Origin of the sequence: Streptomyces canarius, from assembly GCF_014650735.1 — a bacterium.
Taxonomy (GTDB): Bacteria; Actinomycetota; Actinomycetes; order Streptomycetales; family Streptomycetaceae; genus Streptomyces; species Streptomyces olivaceoviridis.
This window is the reverse complement of record NZ_BMVN01000027.1, coordinates 95,498-118,816: the sequence shown is the minus strand read 5'-3', so window position 1 is coordinate 118,816 and position 23,319 is coordinate 95,498. Positions and strand designations below refer to the sequence as shown.

Sequence of the window (23,319 nt, the reverse complement as noted above, 5' to 3'; positions counted from 1 at the left end):
CCTCAACTTCAGCCGCAGACTCCATCCGGCCACGACCAGCAACACCGTCGGCTCACGCGTGCTGTACAGCCCACGCCGTCATCGGCTGCGAGGAAGCTCCTGACCGCGATCGCGTCTTGGAAGCATGCCCGACCTCGCCGGGGATCCCGGCCCGCTGCCGCCGCCTGTCGTCGTGCACCCATTCCTCGGGCGGGAACAGCTCCCACTCCAGCGGGCACGACGCGGTGTCCGTGGCCGCGTGGACGCTGACCGCGACCTGGCAGTTCGCCCGCTTGCCCAACGCTCCGCAGTACTGCCGGGCCACTCCCACCGAGGCGGTGCCGCACGTGGGAAACGACACATCATCGACGACCCACACCTCGTCGCGGGTCGCCTCGCACAACCGCTCGTCGATCCGCCGCCGCACCGACAGCCAATCCCACGGCGACTGGTTCACGAACTGCTGCCGAGCCTGCATGTCGCCGTCCGGCAGCCGCTCGGACAGCGGCTGGATCGACACTACCGCGTAGACGATCAACCTCCTTGCACCACAACGTCGGTGATCTCCACCGACACCCTCGTGCCCGCTGAAGCCGTACTGATCACCGACGGCGTGTTCAGGCTGGTCCGATCCGAAAGCTCGGCCGTTTCGATGACCGGCCCGGACTCATCACCGTGGATCTCGAAGGTGATCTCGTACCCGGCGTCCGGGCCGATGCTGCCGCTGTCCCCCAGGTGGACAAGGTTCGGTTCTGCCGTCATGTTGCAGCCCGCCGATCCGAAGCACTGTCGTCGTGCCGCTGCTCCAGCGTCCTGCGCTGCGCGGCGATGTCCAGGGCGCGCTCCAGACGGTCCGCGGCGCCGGCGGTGACGGTGGTGATCCGCTGTTCCTCGGTCGGAGTGATCGGCCGGGACGGGCCCGCCGCCCGCTCGACCCGGGCGCACATCCACAGCGCGGCGTACCCGGCGGTGCGGCGGCCGGTGTATTTCCAGCGCCGCGGGTCGAGCTGGTCGGCGCGGGCCAGCTGCTCGCGGCGGCGCCGGTCGGCGGCGGCAATGTCGTTCGGCCGTGATGTCCGCGATCGTGGCGTCCCCCACGATGCCCGACCCTCATGTGTGCCGGATGATCGAGAAGTGGTTGTCGATGTCGCGCATGTAGTGGCGGCGGGTGCGCTCGTCGATTCCGGTCAGCCGGTCGACGTGGCGGTGCGCCCAGGTGACGAGCAGAGTGTCGCCCGGGGACGTCACCTCTTCCACGAACCCTTTGCCCCTGACCCGGCCGGGCGGCCACTGGTTGACCAGCTCCTTGAACTCGTCGGCCGCGTCCTCTTCGGCGAACGTCCCGGTCTGCCAGTCGCCGCCGCGTCCGCCCTGGAGCCGGTACACCCGGTAGATCGCGCTGCCGTCCTTGCGCTCGCGCCTTCGGGTGCTTGCCATGAGGGCGGATTAGGGTGGTTGAGGGGGGTGCGTTAGGCCCACGTTCGGCCGAGCACTCGATTCATGCGGGTAGAAGACGGAGGCGGACGGGAATCGAACCCGCCTGCCCGAGATCCTCGGGCACCTCGGTTTTGAAGACCGGGAGGGCCACCAGGCACCCACACGCCTCCACCGCTCGTCAGGCTACTGCCCCAGGAGACCACCGGTATGACAACGACACCGGCCCATCAGGCGCCCGTACGGCTCACGCAGTTCGCCCACGGCGGCGGCTGCGCCTGCAAGATCCCGCCCGGGGAGCTGGAAGAGGTGGTCGCCGGGCTGACCGCACCGCCGCTCGCCGGCGGCGACACCCCGCTGCTCGTCGGCCTCGCCACCGGCGACGACGCGGCCGTGGTCACGCACCGGGGGACCGCCCTGGTGTGCACGGCCGACTTCTTCACCCCGGTCGTGGACGACCCCTACGACTGGGGCCGGATCGCCGCCGCCAACGCCCTGTCCGACGTGTACGCCATGGGCGGCCGGCCCGTGCTCGCCGTCAACCTGCTCGCCTGGCCGCGCGACCGGCTCCCGTTCGACCTCGCCCGCGAGGTGCTGCGGGGCGGACTGGACATCGCCACCGAGGCGGGCTGCCACGTCGGCGGCGGGCACAGCGTCGACGATCCCGAGCCCAAGTACGGCATGGCCGTCACCGGCATCGCCGATCCGGCGCGACTGCTGCGCAACGACGCCGGCCGGCCCGGGCTGCCGCTGTCGCTGACCAAGCCGCTCGGCATCGGTGTCCTGAACAACCGGCACAAGGCCACCGGCGAGCGGTTCGCGCACGCCGTCGCCACGATGGCGGCCCTCAACCGGGAGGCATCCGAGGCCGCGCTGGCCGCCGGCGCCGAGTGCGCCACCGACGTCACCGGGTTCGGCTTCCTCGGCCATCTGCACAAGCTGGCCCGCGCCTCGGGCGTCACGGCCGTGGTCGACACCGCCGCCGTCCCGTACCTGGAGGGCGCCCGGGAGGCCGTACGGGACGGGTACGTCAGCGGTGGCACCCGGCGGAATCTGGAGTGGGTCGCGCCGCACACCGACTTCGGGGACACCGACGAGGACACCCGGCTGCTGCTCGCCGACGCCCAGACCTCCGGCGGGCTGCTCGTCGCCGGTGAGGTGCCCGGGGCACCGGTGGTCGGGGAGCTGGTGCCGCGCGGAGCCCACTCCGTCGTGCTCAGGTAGGACCCCTCACACCGCTCAGCTCCCGCACACCGCTCACCCCGCTGCCCCCGCGCGCTCACGGCTCCGTGCCCGTGTGCTCGTCGATGCCCGCCCGGATCCGGTAGGCCCGCACCAGCGCCGGGGCCGCCGGACCCCGGGGCCGCCGGCCCGGGCGGATGTCGACGGCGAACGCCTTCGTCTCCTGGATGTGCGTGTTCGGGTCCAGGGACAGGTGCAGCAGCTCGTTGGCCGCGTCCCCGGTGCTGTAGCCGTTCGGGCCCCAGTGGTACGGCAGCCCCACCTGGTGCAGCCGGCGGCCGTGCACGGTCAGCGGGGCCATCCGGTCGGTGACCAGCACCCGCGCCTCGACCACGCCCCGCGCGCTGACGATCGTCGCCCAGCCGGTGTGCGCCAGGCCCCGCTCGGCGGCCAGCTCCGGGGACACCTCGCAGAAGAACTCCGGCTGGAGCTCCGCGAGGTACGGCTGCCAGCGGGACATGCCGCCCGCCGTGTGGTGCTCGGTGAGCCGGTAGGTGGTGGCCACGTACGGGAACACGCCGGAGCCGGGCTCGTCGCCGCTCGGCTGGTAGCGGTTGTCCGGGTGCGGCGGCAGCAACTGCCGTACCGGGTTGCGCTGCTGGTCGTACAGCAGGTTCGGGAACGGGGAGTCCTGCGGCTCGTAGTGGGTGGGCAGCGGCCCGTCGGTCAGGCCGGACGGCACGTAAAGCCAGGCCTTGCCGTCGGCCTGCATGATGAACGGGTCCGTGCCGGACAGGGCCTCCGGCCCGCTCGCGTCCTCGGGCGGCTCGTGGTCCGGCGCCTTGTCCTTCTTGAAGTCGGGGACGTCGTGCCCGGTCCACTCGCCCTTGTCCGGGTCCCACCACACCAGCGCCTTGCGCTCGCTCCACGGCCTGCCCTCCGGGTCGGCGGACGCGCGGTTGTACAGGATCCGCCGGTTGGCGGGCCAGGCCCACGCCCACTCCGCCGCCACCCAGTCCTGCTCCCGGCCCGGCTTGCGGCGGGCCGCCTGGTTGACGCCGTCGGCGTACACACCGCAGTAGATCCAGCAGCCGCAGGCCGTCGAGCCGTCGGGCTTCAACTGCTCGTAGGACGAGAGCGGATTCCCCTCGGCGTCGCGGCCGTTGATCTCGGCGAGGACGGCTTCCGCGTCCGGTTCGGCCTGCCGGCCCTTCGTCGGGTAGTCCCAGGCCAGGTCGAGCACCGGCCGGTCCATCTCGTCGCCGGACCCGGCGAGCTTGCGCCGGATGATCCGGCCCAGGTGGTAGGCGAACCAGAGGTCGCTGCGCGAGTCGCCGGGCGGTTCGACCGCCTGGTGGTGCCACTGGAGCAGCCGCTGGGTGTTGGTGAAGCTGCCGTCCTTCTCGGTGTGCGCGGCGGCCGGCAGGAAGAACACCTCGGTGCGGATGTCCTCCGTGCGCAGCTCCCCGGTCTCGATCTCGGGGCCGTCCTGCCACCAGGTCGCCGACTCGATCAGGGAGAAGTCGCGCACGACCAGCCAGTCCAGGTTGGCCATGCCCAGCCGCATCAGCTTGGAGTTGGCGTTGCCCACGGCGGGGTTCTCGCCGAGCAGGAAGTAGCCCTTGCAGACGCCGTCCAGCTGGGCCATCGTCGTCTCGTACGTCGAGTGCGAGCCGGTCAGCCGGGGCAGGTAGTCGAAGCAGAAGTCGTTGTCGGCGCTCGCCGCGTCACCCCAGTACGCCTTGAGCAGGCTCACCAGGTACGCCCGCATGTTGCCCCAGTAGCCCTTGTGCGCGGCCTCGGCCTCGACGAAGGCGTCCAGGTCCTCGTTCCGGTGGGCGTGCGGCATCGGGATGTAGCCGGGCAGCAGGTTGAACAGGGTCGGGATGTCCGTGGACCCCTGGATGGAGGCGTGACCGCGCAGGGCCAGGATGCCGCCGCCGGGCCGGCCGATGTTGCCGAGCAGGGTCTGGAGGACGGAGGCCGCCCGGATGTTCTGCACCCCGACCGTGTGCTGCGTCCAGCCGACCGCGTAGGCGAAGGCCGTCGTCCGGTCCCGTCCGGAGTTCTCCGTGACCAGCTCGCACACCTGCCGGAAGACGTCCTGCGGCACCCCGCAGACCTGCTCGACCAGCTCGGGCGTGTAGCGGGCGTAATGCCGCTTCAGCACCTGGAACACACAGCGCGGGTGGGACAGCGTCTCGTCCCGTTCCGGTTCCCCCTCGCCGATCGGCGCGCCGCCGGAGCCGTGGGCCTCGCCGCGCGCCGCCTCGGACACCGAGCTGCCGCCCCGGGTGCGCTCCTCGTACTCCTGGTCGCGCTCCCCGGAGGCCGCCTGCACCTCGGTGCCCTCGTACTGCCAGCTGGTGTTGTCGTAGCTGCGGGTGCCGGCGTCCAGGCCGGAGAAGACGCCGGCCAGGTCCTCGGTGTCCCGGAAGTCCTCGCGCAGGATCATCGGCGCGTTGCTGTACGCCACGATGTACTCGCGGAAGTACTTCTCGTGCCGGAGCACGTAGTTGACGATCCCGCCGAGGAAGGCGATGTCCGTGCCCGCGCGCAGCGGCACGTGCAGGTCGGCGAGCGCGCTGGTGCGGGTGAACCGGGGGTCGACGTGGATCACCTTCGCGCCGCGGGCCTTGGCCTCCATCACCCACTGGAACCCGACCGGATGGCACTCGGCCATGTTCGAGCCCTGGATGACGATGCAGTCCGCGTGTTGCAGGTCCTGCTGGAAGGTGGTCGCGCCGCCGCGGCCGAACGAGGTTCCCAGACCGGGAACGGTGGAGGAGTGTCAAACACGCGCCTGGTTCTCGATCTGGATCGCACCCAGCGCGGTGAACAGCTTCTTGAGCAGGTAGTTCTCTTCGTTGTCGAGCGTGGCCCCGCCGAGGCTGGCGATGCCCAGGGTGCGCCGGGTGCGGGTCTGGTCGACCTCCCACTGCCAGCCGGACCGGCGGGCCTCGATCACCCGGTCGGCGATCATGTCCATCGCCGTGTCCAGATCCAGCCGCTCCCACCGCGTGCCGTGCGGGCGCCGGTAGAGGACCTGGTGCTCGCGGGCGTCGCCGGTGGTCAGCTGGAGGCTCGCCGCGCCCTTGGGGCACAGCCGTCCGCGCGAGATCGGGGAGTCCGGGTCGCCCTCGATCTGGGTGACCTTCTCGTCCTGCACGTACACGTTCTGGCCGCAGCCGACCGCGCAGTACGGGCAGACGGACTTCACCACCCGGTCGGCCGAGGCGACCCGGGGTGTGAGCCGTGCGCTGTGCCCGCTCTTCGCGGCGGCGCCGCGGCCGAGCGGGTCCGTGCCGGTGAGCTGGCGGTACACGGGCCAGGAGTCGATCCAGGTGCGTACGCCCACGGCTCCTCTCCTCCTCCCGCTCGGTCCCCCGATTGTCCCGCAGCCTGGTGGACACGGCATCTTCGGCCGTGATCGGCGACGGGGTACCCCCGCCAGGCCCGGCCAAACGGATCCGGCAGGTGTGAGTCCGGCGTCCCGGGGGACTCCGCCGCATATGGTGTGTCGGCGGACGGACCGGACAGGGTGCCCGTAATGTCCGGGTGGTCACGGTCCCGAGCGAGCGACGGGAGCGATCGCGGTGACGATCAGGGGCAGCGGGGCGACGGTGACCGCGCGGTGAGGCAGCGGCACGTCTTCGGAACGGTCTTCACGCTGGAAGCCGCCATCGCGGGCGGTGTGTTCCTCGTCGTCCTCGCCGTGCCGGCCTGGTCGCTGCTGCGCAGGCGGGCCCGGACGGCCGAGCGGTCCGAACGGCCGCGCGTGGAGGCCTTCTACGTCGGCGCCCTCGCCGCCTTCGCCGTCTTCCTGCTCGCCTGGACGGCCTGGCAGAACCACGAGGAACACCCGGCGGACGCCGCCACGCCCCTGCGCGTCGACGTGATCACGGGCAAGCTGCCGGTCGGCGTCGCGGCTGCGGCGGTCACCTGGTCGTGGGTGAACCGAGAGGAACGCGAGGCCCTGGCCGACGAAGCCGCCCACCTGGGAGGAGGAGATCCCGTTGCCCGGTGACGGACGCCCCCGCGTCCTCGTGTTCGACGTCAACGAAACCCTCACCGACCTGACCCCGCTCGCGGCCCGGATGGCGGAGACCGGGCTGCCGGAGCAGTCGCTCCCGGCCTGGTTCGCCGGTGTGCTGCGGGACGGGATCGCCCTGAGCCTGGCCGGGGGCCACGCCCGCTTCGGCGACGTGGCCCGCGACGGACTGCGGACGCTCGCGGCCTCGGTGCAGGGCGTGGCCGACCCCGAGGCGGCGGCGGACCACGTCCTCGCCGCGCTGCCCCGGCTGCCCCTCCACCCGGACGTCCCCGACGGCGTCCGGGCCCTGCGCGCCGCCGGGTACCGCCTGGTCACCCTCACCAACGGCTCCGCCGGCACCACCCGCGCGGTCCTCGACCGGGCAGGACTGACCGGCTGTTTCGAGACACACCTCGACGTCGAGGCGGTGGGCCGCTGGAAGCCCGCCCGGGAGTCGTACGCCCACGCCGTGACCGCCGTGGGCGTTCCGGCCGACGAGGTCGTCCTGGTGTCGGTGCACCCCTGGGACATCGACGGCGCGGCCCGCGCCGGCCTCGCCACCGCCTGGCTGCGGCGCACGCCCCAGCCCTATCCGGCCACCCGGCTCCCCGCGGCCATCGAGGCCACCGGCCTGCCCGACCTGGCCGAACGGCTCGGCGCCCAGGGGCGGCTGATCGACGGGGAGGACATCGGCTGAGGCCCGGCCGCCCGTGCGGTACGCCACGGGCGGCGGACGGCACCGTCAGCGGTCCCGCGCCCGGAGCCTCTCCCGCTGCGGGACGACTGTGTACCGGGGATCCTCCGCGGAAGCCACCCCGGCGTGGAAGACGCCGAAACGCAGCGCCGCCGAACTGGTGAGGAGGGCCGCTCCCGCCGCGACGGCCGGACGCCGGTCCCGCACCCGGGCCGAGAGCAGGGCCAGCGCGGCTCCGCCCGCCGTCAGCGCCTCCGACGCGCGCAGCAGCCGATGCGCCCTTCCCTGCTCGAAGGGCTCCGCGGTCAGCCCCATCCGCCGCTTCATCACCTGGAAGGCGCCCAGTTCCAGCACGGCTCCCAGCGCCGCCATCCGCCGCGCCGGTCCGGCCTGTGCGGTGGGCACCGCCACCAGGGCGAGGCCGGCGGCCGACGTGGCCGCCGAACCCGCGAACACGAACGGCAGCTGCCGGTAGCCCTCGTGCCAGGACGGCACCGCCGTGTCCGAGAGCAGCACCGCGGTGTACGTCGCCACGGCCGGGCCGAGAACGGCGGCACCCGCGGTGGCGGCCGAGCCCACCAGCCGGTACCGGCCCGCCACCTCGGTCGCCGCCGCCGCCAGGGTCAGCGGCGCGTACCCGCTCAGGATCCAGGAGCCGACGCTCATCGGCGAGGTGGGCTTGAACACCCGGAGCATGTGCAGGAACCGGGCCGGGCGCCCCAGGTCGTGCACCAGTGCCGCCAGCGACAACGTGATGGCACCGGCCGCGCCCAGCTTGGCCACCCTGCCGAGTGCCGCCCGCCCCGTGGCCGCGGCTCCCGCCGCCAGCAGCGAGGAGGCTCCGGCCAGCCCGCCCAGGTACAGATACCCGGCGATGTCCAGCGGCTTCCAGGTCGGCTTGTTGAGGACGGGCTTGCCGTAGTACGACGAGAACTCGGCATCCGGCACCATCGGCTGCTCGCCCCGCCCGCGCCGACGCCGGCGACGCCCCGCGCGCACTCCCGTCGGTGCCTGACGGCCGGGCCGCGCGTGCCGCACCCCGTCCCGGGTCACATCGGATTCGCTCATCGCGGCCTCCGCACGAAGCTGCCGGCGGCGAGCGCGACCAGCGAGACGGCGGCCAGCGCGGCGTGCCGCCACATGTCGGGCAGGTCCCGGGTGGTGACCACCGGGTCCGGTGGCAGGCCGTACACCTCCGGCTCGTCCAGCAGCAGGAAGAACGCGCCGTCGCCGCCGACCCCGTCCTGCGGGCTCTCGCCGTACAGGCGGGCGTCGGTCACGCCGGCCGCGTGCAGTTGCGCCACCCGGGCCCCCGCGCGCTCCCGCAGCTCCTCCAGCGGGCCGAACTGGATGGACTCCGTCGGGCAGGACTTCGCGCAGGCCGGTTCCATGCCGACGCCGAGCCGGTCGTAGCACAGCGTGCACTTCCACGCCCGGCCGTCGTCCTTGCGCTGGTCGATCACGCCGTACGGGCAGGCCGGCACGCAGTAGCCGCAGCCGTTGCAGATGTCCTCCTGGACGACGACCGTGCCGAACTCGGTGCGGAACAGCGAACCCGTCGGGCACACGTCCAGGCAGGCGGCGTGCGTGCAGTGCTTGCACACGTCGGACGCCATCAGCCAGCGCAACTCCGTCCGCCCGTCGGGGGAGACGGGCGAGATCTCCCCGGCGGGCGCGCCCTCGGGAGCCCGGTCCGGTGGGGGAGCGGTGGCGCCCGGCCCCGGGGAGGCGGCGCCGGTGCCGAGCCGGGACGCGGCGGCGAAGACGTCGACGTCGTCGTGGTCGTCGTGCGCGACACCCGGCTCCCGCCCGGCCAGCGGCTTGCGCTGCTCGATGAAGGCCACGTGCCGCCAGGTGTCGGCGCCGAGGCCCTGTGTGTTGTCGTAGGACATGCCGGTCAGCAGGAGCCCGTCCTCCGGGACGGCGTTCCACTCCTTGCACGCGACCTCGCAGGCCTTGCAGCCGATGCACACCGAGGTGTCGGTGAAGAAGCCCATGCGCGGCGGGGCGTCCGGATAACCGGCCGCCCCGGCCACGTCCGGCTGCGGCCCGTACAGGAGGTTCCCGTGGCCCTCAGCGCCGTCGCTCATGCGGTGCCTCCTCGTTCATGACTCGTCCCCTTGCCCGGGTACCTCGCCGGGCGCGGCCCGCACGACCTCGACCCGGCGTCTCTCCCAAGCGGTGGCGGCATCTCCACGCCCTTGGCGAAGTACCAGCGGCTGAGGGCGTTGCGCAGCCGGTGCCGGTGGAACCAGCGCCAGGCCTCCGTGCCCTCGGCGCGCGGCCGGGGAGTGTTCCGCAGGAGAATGCGGTAGGCCTCCTCGCGGGACAGCAGCGTGTGCGCCTCCTCGTAGCCGCCGCCCGCCGTGCGCCGCACCTCGCCGGCCGCCCCACCTTCCAGGATCCTGCGCCGGTCGGCCGCTTGCAGCCCCAGACAGGCCCGCTTGGTGATGTGGTAGGTCACGAACGGCACCACGAACAGCGCGGTGCGGAACATCCGGGCCGGCAACTCCACGTCCAGGGCGAACCGGTAGGCCAGCACGTCCTGCCCGCCCGCCGGCAGCAGCACGCCGTACGCCGAGACGGCGGCAGCGCCCAGGGCGGTGCGCGTGGGCTGGTTCCGCGGCCGGTCGCACAGGTGCTGCTCGGGCCGCGGGCCGGTGAGCCGGCGCTCGAAGAACGGATAGCCATACAGGACCAGGAACAGCACCGCGGGCAGCACCGCACCGGGCAGGAGCACGTCCCAGACGGTCGTGTGTCCGGCGAAGTCCGTCTCCCAGCCCGGCATCAGCCGCAGCGCGCCCTCCAGACAGCCCACGTACCAGTCGGGCTGCGCGTCCAGCGAGACCTGGTCGGCGCGGTACGGGCCGAAGCTCCACACCGGGTTGATCGGGAACAGCGCCGCCATCGCCGCCAGCACACCCGACAGGACGAAGAACAGGCCCATGGACTTCGCCGTGTGCTGCGGGACCAGGGGCTTGCCGATCACGTTGCGGTTGGTGCGGCCGGGCTTCGCCCACCGGGGGTGCTTGTGGTGGACGACGAACGTCAGGAAGAACGACAGGTACGTGCCGATGACGGGGATCGACAGCACGATGCCCTGTGAGGTGCGCAGACCGGTACCGGACAGCAGGTCGTCGGGGAGCGAGTAGCCGCAGAACCCCTCCGGCAGGGACAGCGGGAACAGCGTCACCCCGATGGTCCAGTTGACCTCCCGGGGCCGCCGGAACGCCCCGGTGAAGAAGATCCGCAGCAGGTGCACGCCGATCGCCGCGACGAACACCAGCGCCGCCCAGGGGTGCGGCTGCCGCACCAGCAGCCCGCCGCGCACGTCGAAGCCGATGTGCAGCACCGACGCGTACGCCTCGCTGACCCGCCCGGCGGACCGGACGCCGCTCCTCGGACACCGTCACCGCGTGCTCGCCCTCCGCCCCGTGCTTCGGCCCTCACTCTCGGTGCTCTGCTCCGAGCCTGGCACGGGTGCCCGAGCCCCGCGCGTCCGAAACGGCCCGGCCGGAGCGCGCGGCCTCGTTCGCGCGGGTCGGCGCGCGGCTACCCGGGAGCCGGACCGATGGGCGCCGTGCTCGAAGGGGGGCCTTCGCGGAGAACGTGTCCGAGGTGGTCGCCGCCCGGCTACGGCACATGGGGGTGGACCGGGTGTGCGGCACACCGGGACTCGCGGTGGACCCGCTGATCGGTGCCCTGCGCGAAGCGCCCACGGCCCCCGGCTTCGTCCAGGCGCGCGGCGAGGAGTCCGCCGCGCTCATGGCCTGCGCCCAGGCCAAGCTCACCGGCGGCCTCGGGTGCTGTGTCGCCCCGCCCGGCGCGGGGGTGCTGCGGCTGCTGGGCGGCCTGTACGACGCGGCGGCCGACCGCGCGCCGGTGCTGGCCCTCGTCGGCGCGGACCCCGCCGCGCGGCACATCGGCGGCCACGCGGTACGCCATCTGGCGGAGGTCTGCGTGTACTGCGAGGAGGTGTCCGGGCCGGAACTGATGGACGACGCCCTGCACCGGGCGGTGCGGGCCGCGCTCACCGACCGGGGAGTGGCGGGCCTCGTCGTGCCCCGCCCTGTCCTCGCCGCCGCGGCGCCCGGGACACCGCCCGCCGCCCGGCCCGTCCCGCCGCCCCCGCGACCGCCCGCCGAGGAGGACCTGCGGCGCGCGGCCGATGTCCTCGACGGCGCCGGGAAGGCCCTCGTCGTCGGGAACGCGGGCCGCCCGGCATCCCGCCAGGTGGTCGAAGTGGCCCGGCTGCTGGGCGCCGGGGCCGCCACGACGGCCCTGGCCCGCGACGCCCTGCCCGACGACCTGCCGTATCTGGCCGGTGTGGCGGGCCCGCTCGGCAGCGAGGCCGCCGCGACCCTGCTGCGGGAGTGCGACACGCTGCTGCTCGCCGGCGCCGAGGACCCGGACCCCGCCGTGCGCCCCGGTCCCGGCCGGTGCCGGATCGTCACCGTGGACCGGGAGCCCGACGACTGCCCGCTGGAAGCCGGGCACCGGCCGTACGGGTGACCGGCGAGGTCACGGCCTGCCTGGAAGCACTCGCCCCGCTCCTGCGCCACACCGCCGACCGCGCCTGGCGCACCCGGGTCGAGCGGCTCGTGGGGGTCTGGCGGGACGAGGGGGCGGCCAGGTCCCGCCGCTACTTCGGTACGTCGGTGAACCCCCGCTCGGTCGTCGCCGAGCTGTCGGACCGGCTGCCCGACCGGGCCGTCGCCGTCACCGACTCCGGCACCTCACTGGACTGGTGGACCCGTCACCTCCGGCTGCGGCCCGGCATGCGGTCCCTGCTCTCGGGCCACCTCGGCCTGCCCGGCGCGGCCGTCCCCCACGCCGTGGCGGCCCGGTTCGCCGCCCCCGACCGGCCGGTGATCGCCCTGGTCGGCGACGGCGCCCTCCAGGGCGGCGGCCTGAACGAACTGCTCACCGTGCGCCGCCATCTCGACCGGCTGGCCGACCTGCCCCCGCTCGTGTTCTGCGTCTTCAGCAACGGCGATCCGAACCGGCTCACCTGGCAGCGCCGGGCCGCCGGCGATCCGCTGGTCCCGCTCTCCGCCGAGGTCCCCGCCCTGCCGTACGCCGCATGCGCGCGCCTGGCCGGACTGCCCGCCGTCCGCTGCGACCGGCCCCGGTACGTCGGCTCGGTCTGGGCCGACGTGCTCGCCGGACGCGGACCGCTGCCGCTGGAGTTCGTGGTGGACGGCGAGACGCCCCCGGACCGGGCGGCCGGGGTGGGCACGGCGGACCACTCCAGCCCGGCCCCGCTCCGCACGCCCCTGGCGAGATTCCTGCGCGTGTCCGGCTGAGCGCATCCGCGGCCAAACCGCTGCGGGTACCCGGTCGACGCACCTTCACACCTGTGAGGGGCCGGTGAATTTCGTGGTCGCCGAAGGTTGGCCGGATGCTTTGTCCGAGGCCGTGAAGGTGGGTTAGCCTGCGGCGTATTTTTCTCATCATGCAAATCCGTGAACTGCGGAAATGCACACACCAACGGCCGGGCGGCGCTGTGCTCCCGGCCGCGGTTCCGAGCCCTCGCCGCGAGGGCTCTTGGGGAGCGGATCGAGGGTGCGCATGGCCGGCAAGGCGACCGGGACGACCGAGGCTGTCCCGGGTGACCACGAACTGAGAATGCTGCTCGCGGGGCTGACCGCGGTGCGCGACGGGGACTTCGGTACCCGGCTGCCGGACGACTCCACCGGGCTCATGGGCGACATCGCCACCGTCTTCAACGGCATGGTCGACCAGCTGTCCGTGTTCACCTCCGAAGTCACCCGGGTGGCCCGCGAGGTCGGCACCGAGGGCACCCTCGGCGGTCAGGCCCAGGTGCCCGGTGTCTCCGGCACCTGGGCCGACCTCACCGACTCCGTCAACGCGATGGCGGGCAACCTCACCACGCAGGTGCGCGACATCGCGCAGGTCGCCACCGCCGTGGCCAAGGGCGACCTGTCCCAGAAGATCGACGTGCCCGCACGCGGCGAGATCCTCCAGCTGAAGGAAACCGTCAACACGATGGTGGACCAGCTCTCGGCGTTCGCCGACGAGGTCACGCGGGTGGCCCGCGAGGTGGGCACCGAGGGCAGGCTCGGCGGTCAGGCCCAGGTCCCCGGGGTCGCGGGGGTCTGGCGGGACCTGACGGACTCGGTCAACTTCATGGCCGGGAACCTGACGGCGCAGGTGCGCAACGTGGCCCAGGTGACGACCGCGGTGGCGCAGGGTGATCTGTCGCAGAAGATCACGGTGGACGCGCGGGGCGAGATCCTGGAGCTGAAGAGCACCATCAACACGATGGTCGACCAGCTCTCGGCGTTCGCCGACGAGGTCACGAGGGTGGCCCGCGAGGTGGGTACGGAGGGCCGGCTCGGCGGTCAGGCGGACGTCAAGGGGGTCAAGGGCACCTGGCGGGACCTGACGGACTCGGTCAACTTCATGGCCGGGAACCTGACGGCGCAGGTGCGCAACGTGGCCCAGGTGGCCACCGCGGTGGCGCAGGGTGATCTGTCGCAGAAGATCACGGTGGACGCACGGGGCGAGATCCTGGAGCTGAAGAACACCATCAACACGATGGTGGACCAGCTCTCCGCGTTCGCCGACGAGGTCACGCGGGTGGCCCGCGAAGTGGGTACGGAGGGCCGGCTCGGCGGGCAGGCCCAGGTGCGCGGGGTCGCCGGCACCTGGAAGGACCTCACCGACAACGTCAACGTGATGGCCTCCAACCTCACCGGCCAGGTCCGCTCCATCGCCCAGGTCGCCACCGCCGTCGCCAAGGGCGATCTGTCCCAGAAGATCACCGTCGAGGCCAAGGGCGAGGTCGCCGCCCTCGCCGATGTGATCAACACCATGGTCGACACCCTGTCGGCGTTCGCCGACGAGGTGACCCGGGTGGCCCGCGAGGTGGGTACCGAGGGCCGGCTCGGCGGCCAGGCGCACGTGCCCCATGTGGCCGGCACCTGGAAGGACCTCACCGACAACGTCAACTCCATGGCCAACAACCTCACCGGCCAGGTCCGCAACATCGCGCTGGTGACCACCGCCGTGGCCAAGGGCGACCTGTCGAAGAAGATCGACGTCGACGCCCGCGGCGAGATCCTCGAACTGAAGACCACCATCAACACGATGGTCGACCAGCTCTCCGCCTTCGCCGACGAGGTGACCCGGGTCGCCCGTGAGGTGGGCACCGAGGGCCGGCTCGGCGGCCAGGCCGAGGTCGAGGGCGTCTCCGGCACCTGGAAGCGGCTCACCGAGAACGTCAACGAACTCGCCGGCAACCTCACCCGTCAGGTTCGCGCCATCGCCGACGTCGCCAGCGCCGTCGCCGAGGGCGACCTGACCCGCTCCATCACCGTCGACGCCTCCGGCGAGGTCGCCGACCTCAAGGACAACATCAACTCCATGGTGGAGTCCCTGCGCGAGACCACCCGGGCCAACCAGGAACAGGACTGGCTCAAGACCAACCTCGCCCGGATCTCCGGCCTCATGCAGGGCCACCGCGACCTGCCCGTCGTCGCCGAACTCATCATGGACGAGCTGGTGCCGCAGGTGTCCGCCCAGTACGGCGCCTTCTACCTCGCCGACGAGAGCGACTCCGGACCCGAGCTGCGGCTCGTCGGCTCCTACGGCCGGCCCGAGCAGGACACCCGGCCCGTCCGCATCGCGTTCGGCCGCTCCCTGGTCGGCCAGGCCGCGCGCAGCCGCCGTACCATCGCCGTGGACGAGCTGCCGCCCGGATACGTCACCATCTCCTCCGGGCTCGGACATGTCGAGCCGACCGCGCTGCTGCTGCTGCCGATCGTCTTCGAGGAGCAGGTCCTCGGCGTCATCGAGCTGGCCTCCGTCACCCCGTTCACCACCGTCCAGCGGGACTTCCTCCAGCAGCTCGTGGACACCATCGGGGTCAACGTCAACACCATCGTCGCCAACGCCCGCACCGACGAACTGCTCCAGGAGTCGCAGCGGCTGACCAGCGAACTCCAGTCCCGCTCGGCCGAGTTGCAGGCCCGGCAGGAGGAACTCCAGCGCTCCAACGCCGAACTGGAGGAGAAGGCCTCGCTGCTGGCGGAGCAGAACCGGGACATCGAGGCGAAGAACCTCCAGATCGAACAGGCCCGGCAGGAACTGGAGGCGCGCGCCCAGCAGCTGTCGCTCGCCTCCAAGTACAAGTCCGAGTTCCTCGCGAACATGAGCCACGAGTTGCGCACCCCGCTCAACAGCCTCCTCATCCTCGCCCAGTTGCTGGCCCAGAACCCCTCCCGCAACCTCACCCCGAAGCAGGTCGAGTACGCTGGCATCATCCACTCGGCCGGCTCCGACCTGCTCCAGCTCATCAACGACATCCTGGACCTGTCCAAGGTCGAGGCCGGCAAGATGGACGTCAGCCCCGAACGGGTCCCGCTGCGGCAGCTCATCGACTACGTCGAGGCCACCTTCCGCCCGATGACCTCCCAGAAGAGCCTGGACTTCACCGTCACCACGGCCCCCGGCGCCCCCGCCGACCTGCTCACCGACGACTCCCGGCTCCGGCAGATCCTGCGCAACCTGCTGTCCAACGCGGTGAAGTTCACCGAGCAGGGCGGTGTCGAACTGCGCGTCGAACCCGTCGGCGACGACGAGGTGCCCGCCGGTGTCGTACGCGGCGGCGCGGTCGTCGCCTTCCGGGTGAAGGACACCGGCATCGGCATCCCCGAACAGCAACTGGAGACCATCTTCGGCGCGTTCCAGCAGGCGGACGGCACCACGAGCCGCAAGTACGGCGGCACCGGACTCGGTCTGTCCATCACCCGGGAGATCGCCCACCTGCTCGGCGGCGCCGTCACCGTGGACAGCACCCCCGGCAGGGGCAGCACGTTCACCCTCTTCCTCCCGGTGGCCCGGCCGGACTTCGACGAACTCCTGCGCAACGGCCGCTCCGTCCTGAAGGCCGGGCAGGAGGCCGTGGACGAGCGGGACGGCCCCGTCCAGCCGCGTCCGCCGGTCCTCGCGCGGCGGGAGCGGCCACGTCGCCTGCTCGTCGTCGAGGAGCGCCCGCGCGGACTGCTGACGCTCGTCGCCGAGAGCGTCGTGCGGGATCTGGAAACCGGCCGCACCGACGGCGACGGCACGCCCGTCGACATCATCACCGCGGTCGGCGCCCAGGAAGCGGCCGGTGCCCTCGCCGCCGAGCCCTGCCACTGCGTCGTCGTGGACCTGGGCGTGCCCGACGGGGAGTCGGCCCGGTTCCTGGAGGCGCTGCGCGCCGACTCGGCCCTGACCGGCGTCCCGGTGCTGGTGCACGGCTCGCACCGCACCGAACCCCTCGCCGAGGACACCGCGGGCGGTTCGCTGGAGTACCTGTTCAGCCTGGACGAGCTGCGCGAACGGATCGCGCTGCACCTGTCCGCCGAGGAGCCCGGCGAGGTGCTCACCCTGGTCCGCGGGGACGAGACCCAGCACACCGCGCCCCACCTGATCGACGAGCACACCCGGGGCCGTACCGTCCTCGTCGTCGACGACGACGCACGGAACCTGTTCGCGCTCAGCGGCATCCTCGAACTGCACGGCTTCCGCGTCCTGCACGCGGAGAACGGCCGCAAGGGCATCGAGACGCTGCTGCACAACCCGGACGTCGAACTCGTCCTGATGGACGTGATGATGCCCGAGATGGACGGCTACACCGCCACGGCCGAGATCCGCAAGATGCCGCAGTACGCCGACCTGCCGGTCATCGCCGTGACCGCCAAGGCCATGCAGGGCGACCGGGAGAAGAGCCTCGCCTCCGGCGCCAGCGACTACGTCACCAAACCGGTCGACACCCATGACCTCATCGCCTGTGTCCGGCGCTGGCTCCCCGCATGATGACGGCCATGAGCACGGCACAGTGCGCCCGCCCCACCGCAGGCCGAGGAGTACCGATCCGGTGAACGCGTACGAACCGGGCACGCCCGCAGGCGTGCCCGCCCAGCTCCCCGCCGCCGACGCGGTGTCGTCCGACGTACCCGCCACCTCCCCGGTCGGCCGGCTCGCCGCCACCGTGGAGCGGCTGCGCCGCGAGGTACAGGTGGCGCAGGCCGAGGCGGAGGGCCGGGCGCTGGTCGAGCTGGCCAAGGGCATCCTGGTCGAACGCCTCGGCTGCGGCCCCGCCCAGGCCGCGCGTCAGCTCGCCGAACTCACCGAGCAGGCGCAGATGACCCCGCTGGAGTTCGCGGTGGAGGTCATCAACCAGGCGGCCCGGGACCGCGTCGCGGAGGTCACCGAGGCGTTCCTGTCCGTCGCCGCGGACCCGTCCGGGCCCGTCGCGGAGTCCGCCGCCGTACGGCTGCGCGCCGCCGAGAGCGGTCTCCTGGCCGCCGACGACACCCAGGCGATGGCCGACTCCCTGCTCGACCACGCCCTGCGCCCGCTGGGCGCGGTCGCCGTCGCCATCTGGTCGGCCCGCTCCGACGGCTCGCTGACCCTCGCGGGCAGCGCCGGTTTCCCGCCGGGCGAGGCGGCCCGCTGGCACTACGTCCCGCCCGACGTGGCCACCGTGGCCCGGCGGGGCCTGACCGAGCCCGACGGGCAGTGGCTGCCGTCGCTCGCCGGGTCCGGGCTGCCCACGATCGGCCGCCGCGAGTACGCCGACGGCGCCCGGATCGCCGTACCCGCCGGGGCGGGCGGCCGGATCCACGGCGTCCTGGAGATCGCCTGGCCCAAGCCGGAGGAACCGCTGCCGCGCCCCGTCCTGCGGCAGGTGGAGGCCCTCGCCGAGCTGTGCGCGCACTCCCTGGAGAGCTTCGTGCCGCCGCCCGGCAGCGGACCGGAACCCGGGCTGCTGCCCGACGTGGTCGAGCTGATGGACCTGGCCGACGGGCTGCACGACCCGGCCCTGGTGCTCGTGCCGCACCTCGACGACACCGGACAGCTGGTCGACTTCCGCATCCAGCACGTCAACAGCCGCTTCCTGGACCCGGCGGGCCGGCCCCGGGCGGTCGTGGGCGGCGCCCTGCTGCTGGAGGCCTATCCGATGGCCGCCGGCGACAGCGAGCTGTTCCAGCGGGTGGAACGGGTGTACGCCACCGGCGAGCCGTTCCGCGCCCGCCGGATGCGGCTGACCGCCCTGGTCGACCAGGTGCCGCTGTCCGCCGTCGCCGACATCAGCATCAGCCGGCACGGCTCCGCCGTGCTGCTGATCTGGCGTATCGAGGACGAGACCGCGCGGCTGGCCAGCCTGCTCCAGCACGCCCAGCGGCTCGGCCGGATCGGCGGTTTCGAGGAGAACCTGCTCACCGGCGAGATCACCTGGAACGGCCAGCTCTTCAGCCTGTACGGCCGCCCGCCCACGAGCCCCCCGGTCGCGCTCCAGGACCTGCCGGCCCACGCCCACCCCGACGACGCCGTCATCCTCGGCCGCTTCCTGCGCACCGTGCTGCACCACCGCAGGCCCGCCTCCGCCGCGTTCCGGCTGCTGCGCCCGGACGGCGTGACCCGGCACATCCGGGTGGTCGCCGAGCCCGTCCTCGACACCGGCGGCCAGCTCTTCGGCGTCCGCGGCGCCTACCAGGACATCTCGGCCCAGCACTGGACCGAGGTCGCCCTCGCCGCCACCCGCGACCAGCTGGCCCACACCGAGCAGCAGGCCGTGGAGCGCAACCGGCTCACCCTCCAGCTCCAGCACGCCATCATGCCCCCGGCCCAGGCCCCGCTGCGGGTGTCCGGCCTCCAGGTGGCGGTGCGCTACCGGCCCGCCGAGACCGAGCACCTGGTCGGCGGCGACTGGTACGACGCCGTGGTGCTGCCCTCCGGACTGGTCCTGCTGTGCGTCGGTGACGTCGCCGGGCACGGTATCGAGGCGGCGACCAGCATGGTCGTCCTGCGCAACGCGCTGCGCGGCCTCGCGGTGACCGGCGCCGGCCCGGCGCAGCTGCTGTCCTGGCTGAACATCGTCGCCCACCATCTGACCGGCGCCGTCACCGCGACCGCCGTGTGCGGCCTGTACGACGGCGAGCGGCGGACCCTGCGCTGGGCGCGGGCAGGCCATCTGCCGCCGGTGCTGGTACGGGAGGCGGACGCCACCGCGCTGCCCCCGGTCAAGGGGCTGCTGCTGGGCGCCGTCCCGGAGGCGCGCTACGAGGAGACGGAGGTGCAGCTGGCAGCCGGGGACACCCTGCTGATGTACACCGACGGCCTGATCGAGCGCCGGGACCGCTCGGTGGAGGAGTCGCTGTCGCATCTGCTGGACACGGCGCGCGCGGCGCCCAGCACCCTGGACCAGCAACTGGACCGGCTGCTCACCTACAGCAGGTCGGACACCGACGACGACACCTGCATCGTCGGCATCAGGGTCGCCTGACCCTCCCGGCCCGGCCGGTCAGCCGGTGTCCGGCGCCACGAGCGGCACGGTCGCGGTGACCCGCTTGCCCCGGGACAGCCAGGTCACCTCCAGACCGCGGGAGACCATCGCCACGAGGTGCAGACCGTGGCCGCCGACCCGCCGGGGATCGGGGGGACGCCGGCGCGGCGGCTCCCCGGAGGTGTCGGTGACGGAGATGCGCAGCGCGGTGGCGTCGGGCAGCAGCTCCAGGCGCAGCGCACACGGGCCGGGCGCGTGCTTGGCCGCGTTGGTGACGAGTTCGCTGACGACGAGCTGGGCATCCTGCACCGGCCGGCGCCCCGGTGCGGGCCGTGCCCGTGCCAGCAGGGCCGCGACGGCGTCTCTCGCCTCGGCGATGCTGGAGACGCCGGTGTCCCAGGTGCGGCTGTAGCGCAGGGGCGCGGCGCGGTCCTGCGTCGTCGCGTGGGTCCTGAGCGGGATGTCCATACCTCGTTGCCCTTTTTCCTCTGGGGTCAGGGGCCCTTCCTGTGCACAGGGGGGTCGTTGCCGTCCCTGCCCGGTTACCCGCAGGACCGCCGGTCAAGGGGACGTTCCCGAGGAATCCTCCGGATGCTCACGAAGCCCTGCTGAGGGGCGGCGCGGGAACACAGCGGAACGGGCCCGGGAGGCCCGCTCGCGCGGGATCTCCGGGCCCGTTCCGCTGCCGGATCGCTTCTGCGGTCCTGCTCAGTGCTTGAAGACGTCCTTCGCCTTCTCCTTGGCCTGCCGGGCGTCGCCCTTGGCGCCCTTCATGCGGCCCTCGGCCTCCACGCTCTCGTTGCCGACGGCGCGGCCCGCGGCCTCCTTGACCTTGCCCTTGGCCTGCTCGGCCTTGGCCTTCGCCTTCTGGTTGCCGGCCATCACCTGTCACATCCCCACATCGACGCGGTCTTGGGTCGCCATCCGAATTGCCGCTGTGCGGCCGTCCAAACCACTGCCCGCATCACTGCTCGCGGCGCCGCCGTACGAGGTGCCGTACGACGAACGCCGCGAGGAGGACGGCGACGGCGATGAGGACGTACAGCTGGTAGCGCCGGATCTCGTCGTAGATCGCGGTGATGTGGCTGCCCGCGAGGTAGGCCAGGGTCGTCCACAGGCCGACCCACAGGGCCGCGCCGAGGGCGTTGAAGGCGAGGAAGCGGCGCCAGTGCATGCCGGTCGTGCCCGCGATGACGCCGTTGGCCTGGCGCAGGCCCTCGACGAACCGGGCCACCGTCACGATCTTGGCGCCGTGCCGGGTGAAGAACGCCTCGGCGGCCTCGAACCGCTTGGGCGTCAGGAAGACGTACTTGCCCCACCGGTGCACGAAGGCCCGCCCGCCGAACCGGCCGATCAGGTAGCCGATGTTGTCCCCGGCGACGGCCGCGAAGAACGCGATGACCGCCACGGCCACGACGTTCAGCTGCCCCGCGCCCGCGTACACCCCCGCCGCGAGCAGGATGGTCTCGCCGGGCGCGGGGACGCCGAAGTCCTCGACGAGGACCACCGCCCCCACGGCCCAGTAGCCGTAGTGGCCGAGCAGTGGTGCCAGGTGGGCCAGCGGTCCCGGAAGCGGAGGCGACATGCCTCCACGGTACGTCGGTGCGGCCGTGCGGTGATCAGGGCCGGCTGACCGAGGCTTCCTGGTCCTGCTGGTCGTGGCGCTCCCGCTGGTCCTGCGCGGCGGCTTCCGGGCCGGCCTCGGCCTCCGCTGCCGTGCGCCGGTCCCGGCGGCCGGTCAGGCGCCGGGCGAGCGGCTCGGTGTACCGGGCGGTCAGCGGGCCGAGCACGACCAGGAGCAGCACGTAGGCGGTGGCCAGCGGGCCGAGGTCGGAGTCGATGCCGGAGGTGACGGCGAGCCCCGCGATGACGATGGAGAACTCGCCGCGGGCGACCAGGGTGCCGCCGGCCCGCCACCGGCCCCGGGCCGAGATGCCCGCGCGGCGGGCCGCCCAGTAGCCGGTGGCGACCTTGGTGAGGGTGGTGACGACGGCCAGGGCGAGGGCGGGCAGCAGCACCGGCGGGATGCTCGCCGGATCGGTGTGCAGCCCGAAGAAGACGAAGAACACCGCCGCGAACAGGTCCCGCAGCGGGGCGAGGAGGTTGTGGGCACCCTCGGCGACCTCCCCGGACAGGGCGATGCCCACCAGGAACGCGCCGACCGCCGCGGAGACCTGGAGCTGCTGGGCGACACCGGCCACCACCAGTGTCAGCCCGAGCACCACCAGCAGCAGCTTCTCGGGGTCGTCGGTGGAGACGAACCGGGAGATGTGCCGGCCGTAGCGGACCGCGACCAGCAGCACCAGGCCCGCCACGCCCAGGGCGATGGCCAGCGTGACGCTGCCGGCCGCGAAACCGGTCCCGGCCAGCAGGGCCGTGACCACGGGCAGGTAGACCGCCATGGACAGGTCCTCCAGCACCAGGATGCTGAGGATCACCGGCGTCTCCCGGTTGCCGATCCGGCCGAGGTCGCCGAGGACCTTGGCGATGACGCCCGAGGAGGAGATCCAGGTGATGCCGGCCAGGACGACGGCGGCGATCGGGCCCCAGCCCAGCAGCAGGGCCATGGCGGCGCCGGGCAGGGCGTTGAGGGTGGCGTCGACGATCCCGGCCGGGTACTGGGTCTTCAGGTTGGAGACCAGATCACCGGCCGTGTACTCGAGCCCCAGCATGAGCAGCAGCAGGACCACGCCGATCTCGGCGCCGATCGCGACGAACTCCTCGCTGGTGCCGAGCGGCAGCAGACCGCCCTCGCCGAAGGCGAGTCCGGCCAGCAGATACAGCGGGATGGGCGAGAACCGCAGGCGGGCGGCGAGCCGGCCCAGCAGCCCGAGGCCCAGGATGATCGCGCCGAACTCGATCAGGAAGACCGCGGAGGAGTGCATCCGGATCACTCCCGCCCGAGTATCGCGGCGGCGGCGTCGACGCCCTCGCGGGTGCCGATGACGATCAGCGTGTCCCCACCGGCCAGCCGGAAACCGGGGCCGGGGGAGGGGATCGCCTCGGCGCGGCGCAGGACGGCCACGATCGACACGCCGGTCTCGGTGCGCATCCGGGTGTCGCCGAGCAGCCGTCCGTTCCAGTGCGAGGTCCCGGACAGCTCGATCCGCTCGGCCACCAGGCCCAGCTCCGTGGTGGAGAGCAGGGTGGGGCTGTGGTGGGTCGGCTTCAGCGCGTCGACCAGCGCCTCCGCCTCCTGGCCGGTGAGGTGGACCGACAGGGCGCAGGCGTCCGGATCGTCACGCTGGTAGGCGCTGAGCGTGCGCGAACCGTCCCGGTGGGCCACCACCGACAGGTGACGGTGTTCGCGTGTCGTCAGGTCGTACCGGACGCCGATACCCGGCAACGGTGTCCTGCTGGTGCGTGCGGCGCTCATGGTGCCCCCCTGCCCGGCTTGAATGTTTCTTGGTGAAACTTTTAGCCAAACCCTACCCCGAAGGGTGATCGTCCGGGGGAGGGGGCGGAGCGGGCGGAGGGGCGGGCGCTGTCAACCGGAGGCCGCGGCCTCCTCGTCGCCGGCGGAATCGGGCTGGCACGAGTGGCACAGCTCGTGGTCCCCGTCGCGGGTGACGACGGTTCCCCAGCCGAGGCACTGCTCGCAGTCGCGGGCGAGGGCCAGATCGGGGTGGGGTGGGAAGGGATTGCGGTGGGCTCCGTGCGCCATACGGTGAGCGGCTCCTTGCGGTCGCGGGGCGT

20 protein-coding genes, 1 tRNA gene and 1 pseudogene are annotated in these 23,319 nt (G+C 72.9%); 7 read left to right on the top strand and 15 right to left on the bottom strand.

The annotated features are described in order from the left end of the window. Nucleotides 1–109 precede the first annotated feature (109 nt). The 5 genes and pseudogenes from IE294_RS30760 to IE294_RS30740 all read right to left on the bottom strand — a co-directional run. Nucleotides 110–496 (bottom strand): annotated as a pseudogene (locus IE294_RS30760) (IS701 family transposase); the annotation flags it as partial. Nucleotides 497–513: 17 nt separating this feature from the next. Next, nucleotides 514–741 (bottom strand): hypothetical protein, encoded by a 228-nt coding sequence (locus tag IE294_RS30755; RefSeq protein ID WP_189891481.1) that lies wholly within the window; start codon nucleotides 739–741, stop codon nucleotides 514–516. Further along, on the bottom strand, nucleotides 738–926 hold the full coding sequence (locus IE294_RS30750) for a hypothetical protein (RefSeq protein ID WP_189891480.1): 189 nt from the start codon (nucleotides 924–926) through the stop codon (nucleotides 738–740). The genes IE294_RS30755 and IE294_RS30750 overlap by 4 nt, the downstream gene beginning before the upstream one ends. A 163-nt stretch (nucleotides 927–1,089) precedes the next feature. After that, nucleotides 1,090–1,416, bottom strand: a complete 327-nt coding sequence (locus IE294_RS30745) for a hypothetical protein (RefSeq protein ID WP_189891479.1) — start codon at nucleotides 1,414–1,416, stop codon at nucleotides 1,090–1,092. Nucleotides 1,417–1,493: 77 nt separating this feature from the next. Further along, nucleotides 1,494–1,586: transfer RNA gene (locus IE294_RS30740), tRNA-Sec, on the bottom strand. 37 nt (nucleotides 1,587–1,623) lie between these two features. Here IE294_RS30740 and selD point away from each other — a divergent pair. Further along, nucleotides 1,624–2,637, top strand: coding sequence for a selenide, water dikinase SelD (selD, locus tag IE294_RS30735; RefSeq protein ID WP_189891478.1), 1,014 nt, complete (start codon nucleotides 1,624–1,626; stop codon nucleotides 2,635–2,637). Nucleotides 2,638–2,692: 55 nt separating this feature from the next. On the opposite strand, the gene fdh is transcribed toward selD, so the two are convergent. Next, nucleotides 2,693–5,953, bottom strand: a complete 3,261-nt coding sequence (gene fdh, locus IE294_RS30730; protein ID WP_229917436.1) for a formate dehydrogenase — start codon at nucleotides 5,951–5,953, stop codon at nucleotides 2,693–2,695. A gap of 276 nt (nucleotides 5,954–6,229) precedes the next feature. On the opposite strand from fdh, the gene IE294_RS30720 reads away from it, so the two are divergent. Then, nucleotides 6,230–6,622 (top strand): cytochrome c oxidase subunit II, encoded by a 393-nt coding sequence (locus tag IE294_RS30720; protein WP_189891488.1) that lies wholly within the window; start codon nucleotides 6,230–6,232, stop codon nucleotides 6,620–6,622. Then, nucleotides 6,612–7,325, top strand: a complete 714-nt coding sequence (locus IE294_RS30715; RefSeq protein WP_189891476.1) for a haloacid dehalogenase type II — start codon at nucleotides 6,612–6,614, stop codon at nucleotides 7,323–7,325. The genes IE294_RS30720 and IE294_RS30715 overlap by 11 nt, the downstream gene beginning before the upstream one ends. 45 nt (nucleotides 7,326–7,370) lie before the next feature. On the opposite strand, the gene nrfD is transcribed toward IE294_RS30715, so the two are convergent. Genes nrfD through IE294_RS47950 form a run of 3 tightly spaced genes read right to left on the bottom strand, consistent with a single transcriptional unit; the run spans nucleotide 7,371 to nucleotide 10,674 of the window. After that, complete coding sequence (nrfD, locus tag IE294_RS30710; protein ID WP_189891474.1) at nucleotides 7,371–8,390, bottom strand: NrfD/PsrC family molybdoenzyme membrane anchor subunit; 1,020 nt, start codon at nucleotides 8,388–8,390, stop codon at nucleotides 7,371–7,373. Continuing rightward, on the bottom strand, nucleotides 8,387–9,412 hold the full coding sequence (locus IE294_RS30705) for a 4Fe-4S dicluster domain-containing protein (RefSeq protein WP_189891472.1): 1,026 nt from the start codon (nucleotides 9,410–9,412) through the stop codon (nucleotides 8,387–8,389). Before IE294_RS30705 ends, nrfD begins: the two co-directional genes overlap by 4 nt. Continuing rightward, nucleotides 9,409–10,674, bottom strand: coding sequence for a cytochrome b (locus IE294_RS47950; RefSeq protein ID WP_373315868.1), 1,266 nt, complete (start codon nucleotides 10,672–10,674; stop codon nucleotides 9,409–9,411). Before IE294_RS47950 ends, IE294_RS30705 begins: the two co-directional genes overlap by 4 nt. Before the next feature lie 257 nt (nucleotides 10,675–10,931). On the opposite strand from IE294_RS47950, the gene IE294_RS47945 reads away from it, so the two are divergent. The 4 genes from IE294_RS47945 (at nucleotide 10,932) to IE294_RS30675 (ending at nucleotide 19,623) form a co-directional block, all read left to right on the top strand. Next, on the top strand, nucleotides 10,932–11,834 hold the full coding sequence (locus IE294_RS47945; RefSeq protein WP_229917435.1) for a thiamine pyrophosphate-binding protein: 903 nt from the start codon (nucleotides 10,932–10,934) through the stop codon (nucleotides 11,832–11,834). Next, the gene (locus tag IE294_RS30685; RefSeq protein WP_229917434.1) at nucleotides 11,831–12,628 is read left to right on the top strand and encodes a thiamine pyrophosphate-dependent enzyme; all 798 of its coding nucleotides are present in this window, start codon (nucleotides 11,831–11,833) and stop codon (nucleotides 12,626–12,628) included. Before IE294_RS47945 ends, IE294_RS30685 begins: the two co-directional genes overlap by 4 nt. A gap of 265 nt (nucleotides 12,629–12,893) precedes the next feature. Further along, the gene (locus IE294_RS30680) at nucleotides 12,894–17,150 is read left to right on the top strand and encodes a HAMP domain-containing protein (protein ID WP_189891470.1); all 4,257 of its coding nucleotides are present in this window, start codon (nucleotides 12,894–12,896) and stop codon (nucleotides 17,148–17,150) included. A 61-nt stretch (nucleotides 17,151–17,211) separates the two neighbouring features. Next, nucleotides 17,212–19,623: a SpoIIE family protein phosphatase gene (locus tag IE294_RS30675; protein ID WP_189891469.1), complete on the top strand. Its 2,412-nt coding sequence runs from the start codon at nucleotides 17,212–17,214 to the stop codon at nucleotides 19,621–19,623. An 18-nt stretch (nucleotides 19,624–19,641) separates the two neighbouring features. Here the strand turns inward: IE294_RS30675 and IE294_RS30670 are convergent, their stop codons facing one another. The 6 genes from IE294_RS30670 to IE294_RS30645 form a co-directional block, all read right to left on the bottom strand. Then, nucleotides 19,642–20,091, bottom strand: a complete 450-nt coding sequence (locus tag IE294_RS30670) for an ATP-binding protein (protein ID WP_189891467.1) — start codon at nucleotides 20,089–20,091, stop codon at nucleotides 19,642–19,644. 240 nt (nucleotides 20,092–20,331) lie between these two features. Next, a complete protein-coding gene (locus IE294_RS30665; protein WP_189891465.1) occupies nucleotides 20,332–20,505 on the bottom strand; it encodes a CsbD family protein in 174 nt (57 codons plus the stop codon). A gap of 82 nt (nucleotides 20,506–20,587) precedes the next feature. Continuing rightward, complete coding sequence (locus IE294_RS30660; RefSeq protein WP_189891463.1) at nucleotides 20,588–21,208, bottom strand: DedA family protein; 621 nt, start codon at nucleotides 21,206–21,208, stop codon at nucleotides 20,588–20,590. 34 nt (nucleotides 21,209–21,242) lie between these two features. Beyond that, nucleotides 21,243–22,508, bottom strand: coding sequence for a cation:proton antiporter (locus IE294_RS30655; RefSeq protein WP_189891461.1), 1,266 nt, complete (start codon nucleotides 22,506–22,508; stop codon nucleotides 21,243–21,245). A gap of 5 nt (nucleotides 22,509–22,513) precedes the next feature. Further along, nucleotides 22,514–22,999, bottom strand: a complete 486-nt coding sequence (locus IE294_RS30650) for a cation:proton antiporter regulatory subunit (RefSeq protein WP_189891459.1) — start codon at nucleotides 22,997–22,999, stop codon at nucleotides 22,514–22,516. 111 nt (nucleotides 23,000–23,110) lie between these two features. Further along, a complete protein-coding gene (locus IE294_RS30645) occupies nucleotides 23,111–23,287 on the bottom strand; it encodes a hypothetical protein (protein WP_189891457.1) in 177 nt (58 codons plus the stop codon). Between the last annotated feature and the right edge of the window lie 32 nt (nucleotides 23,288–23,319).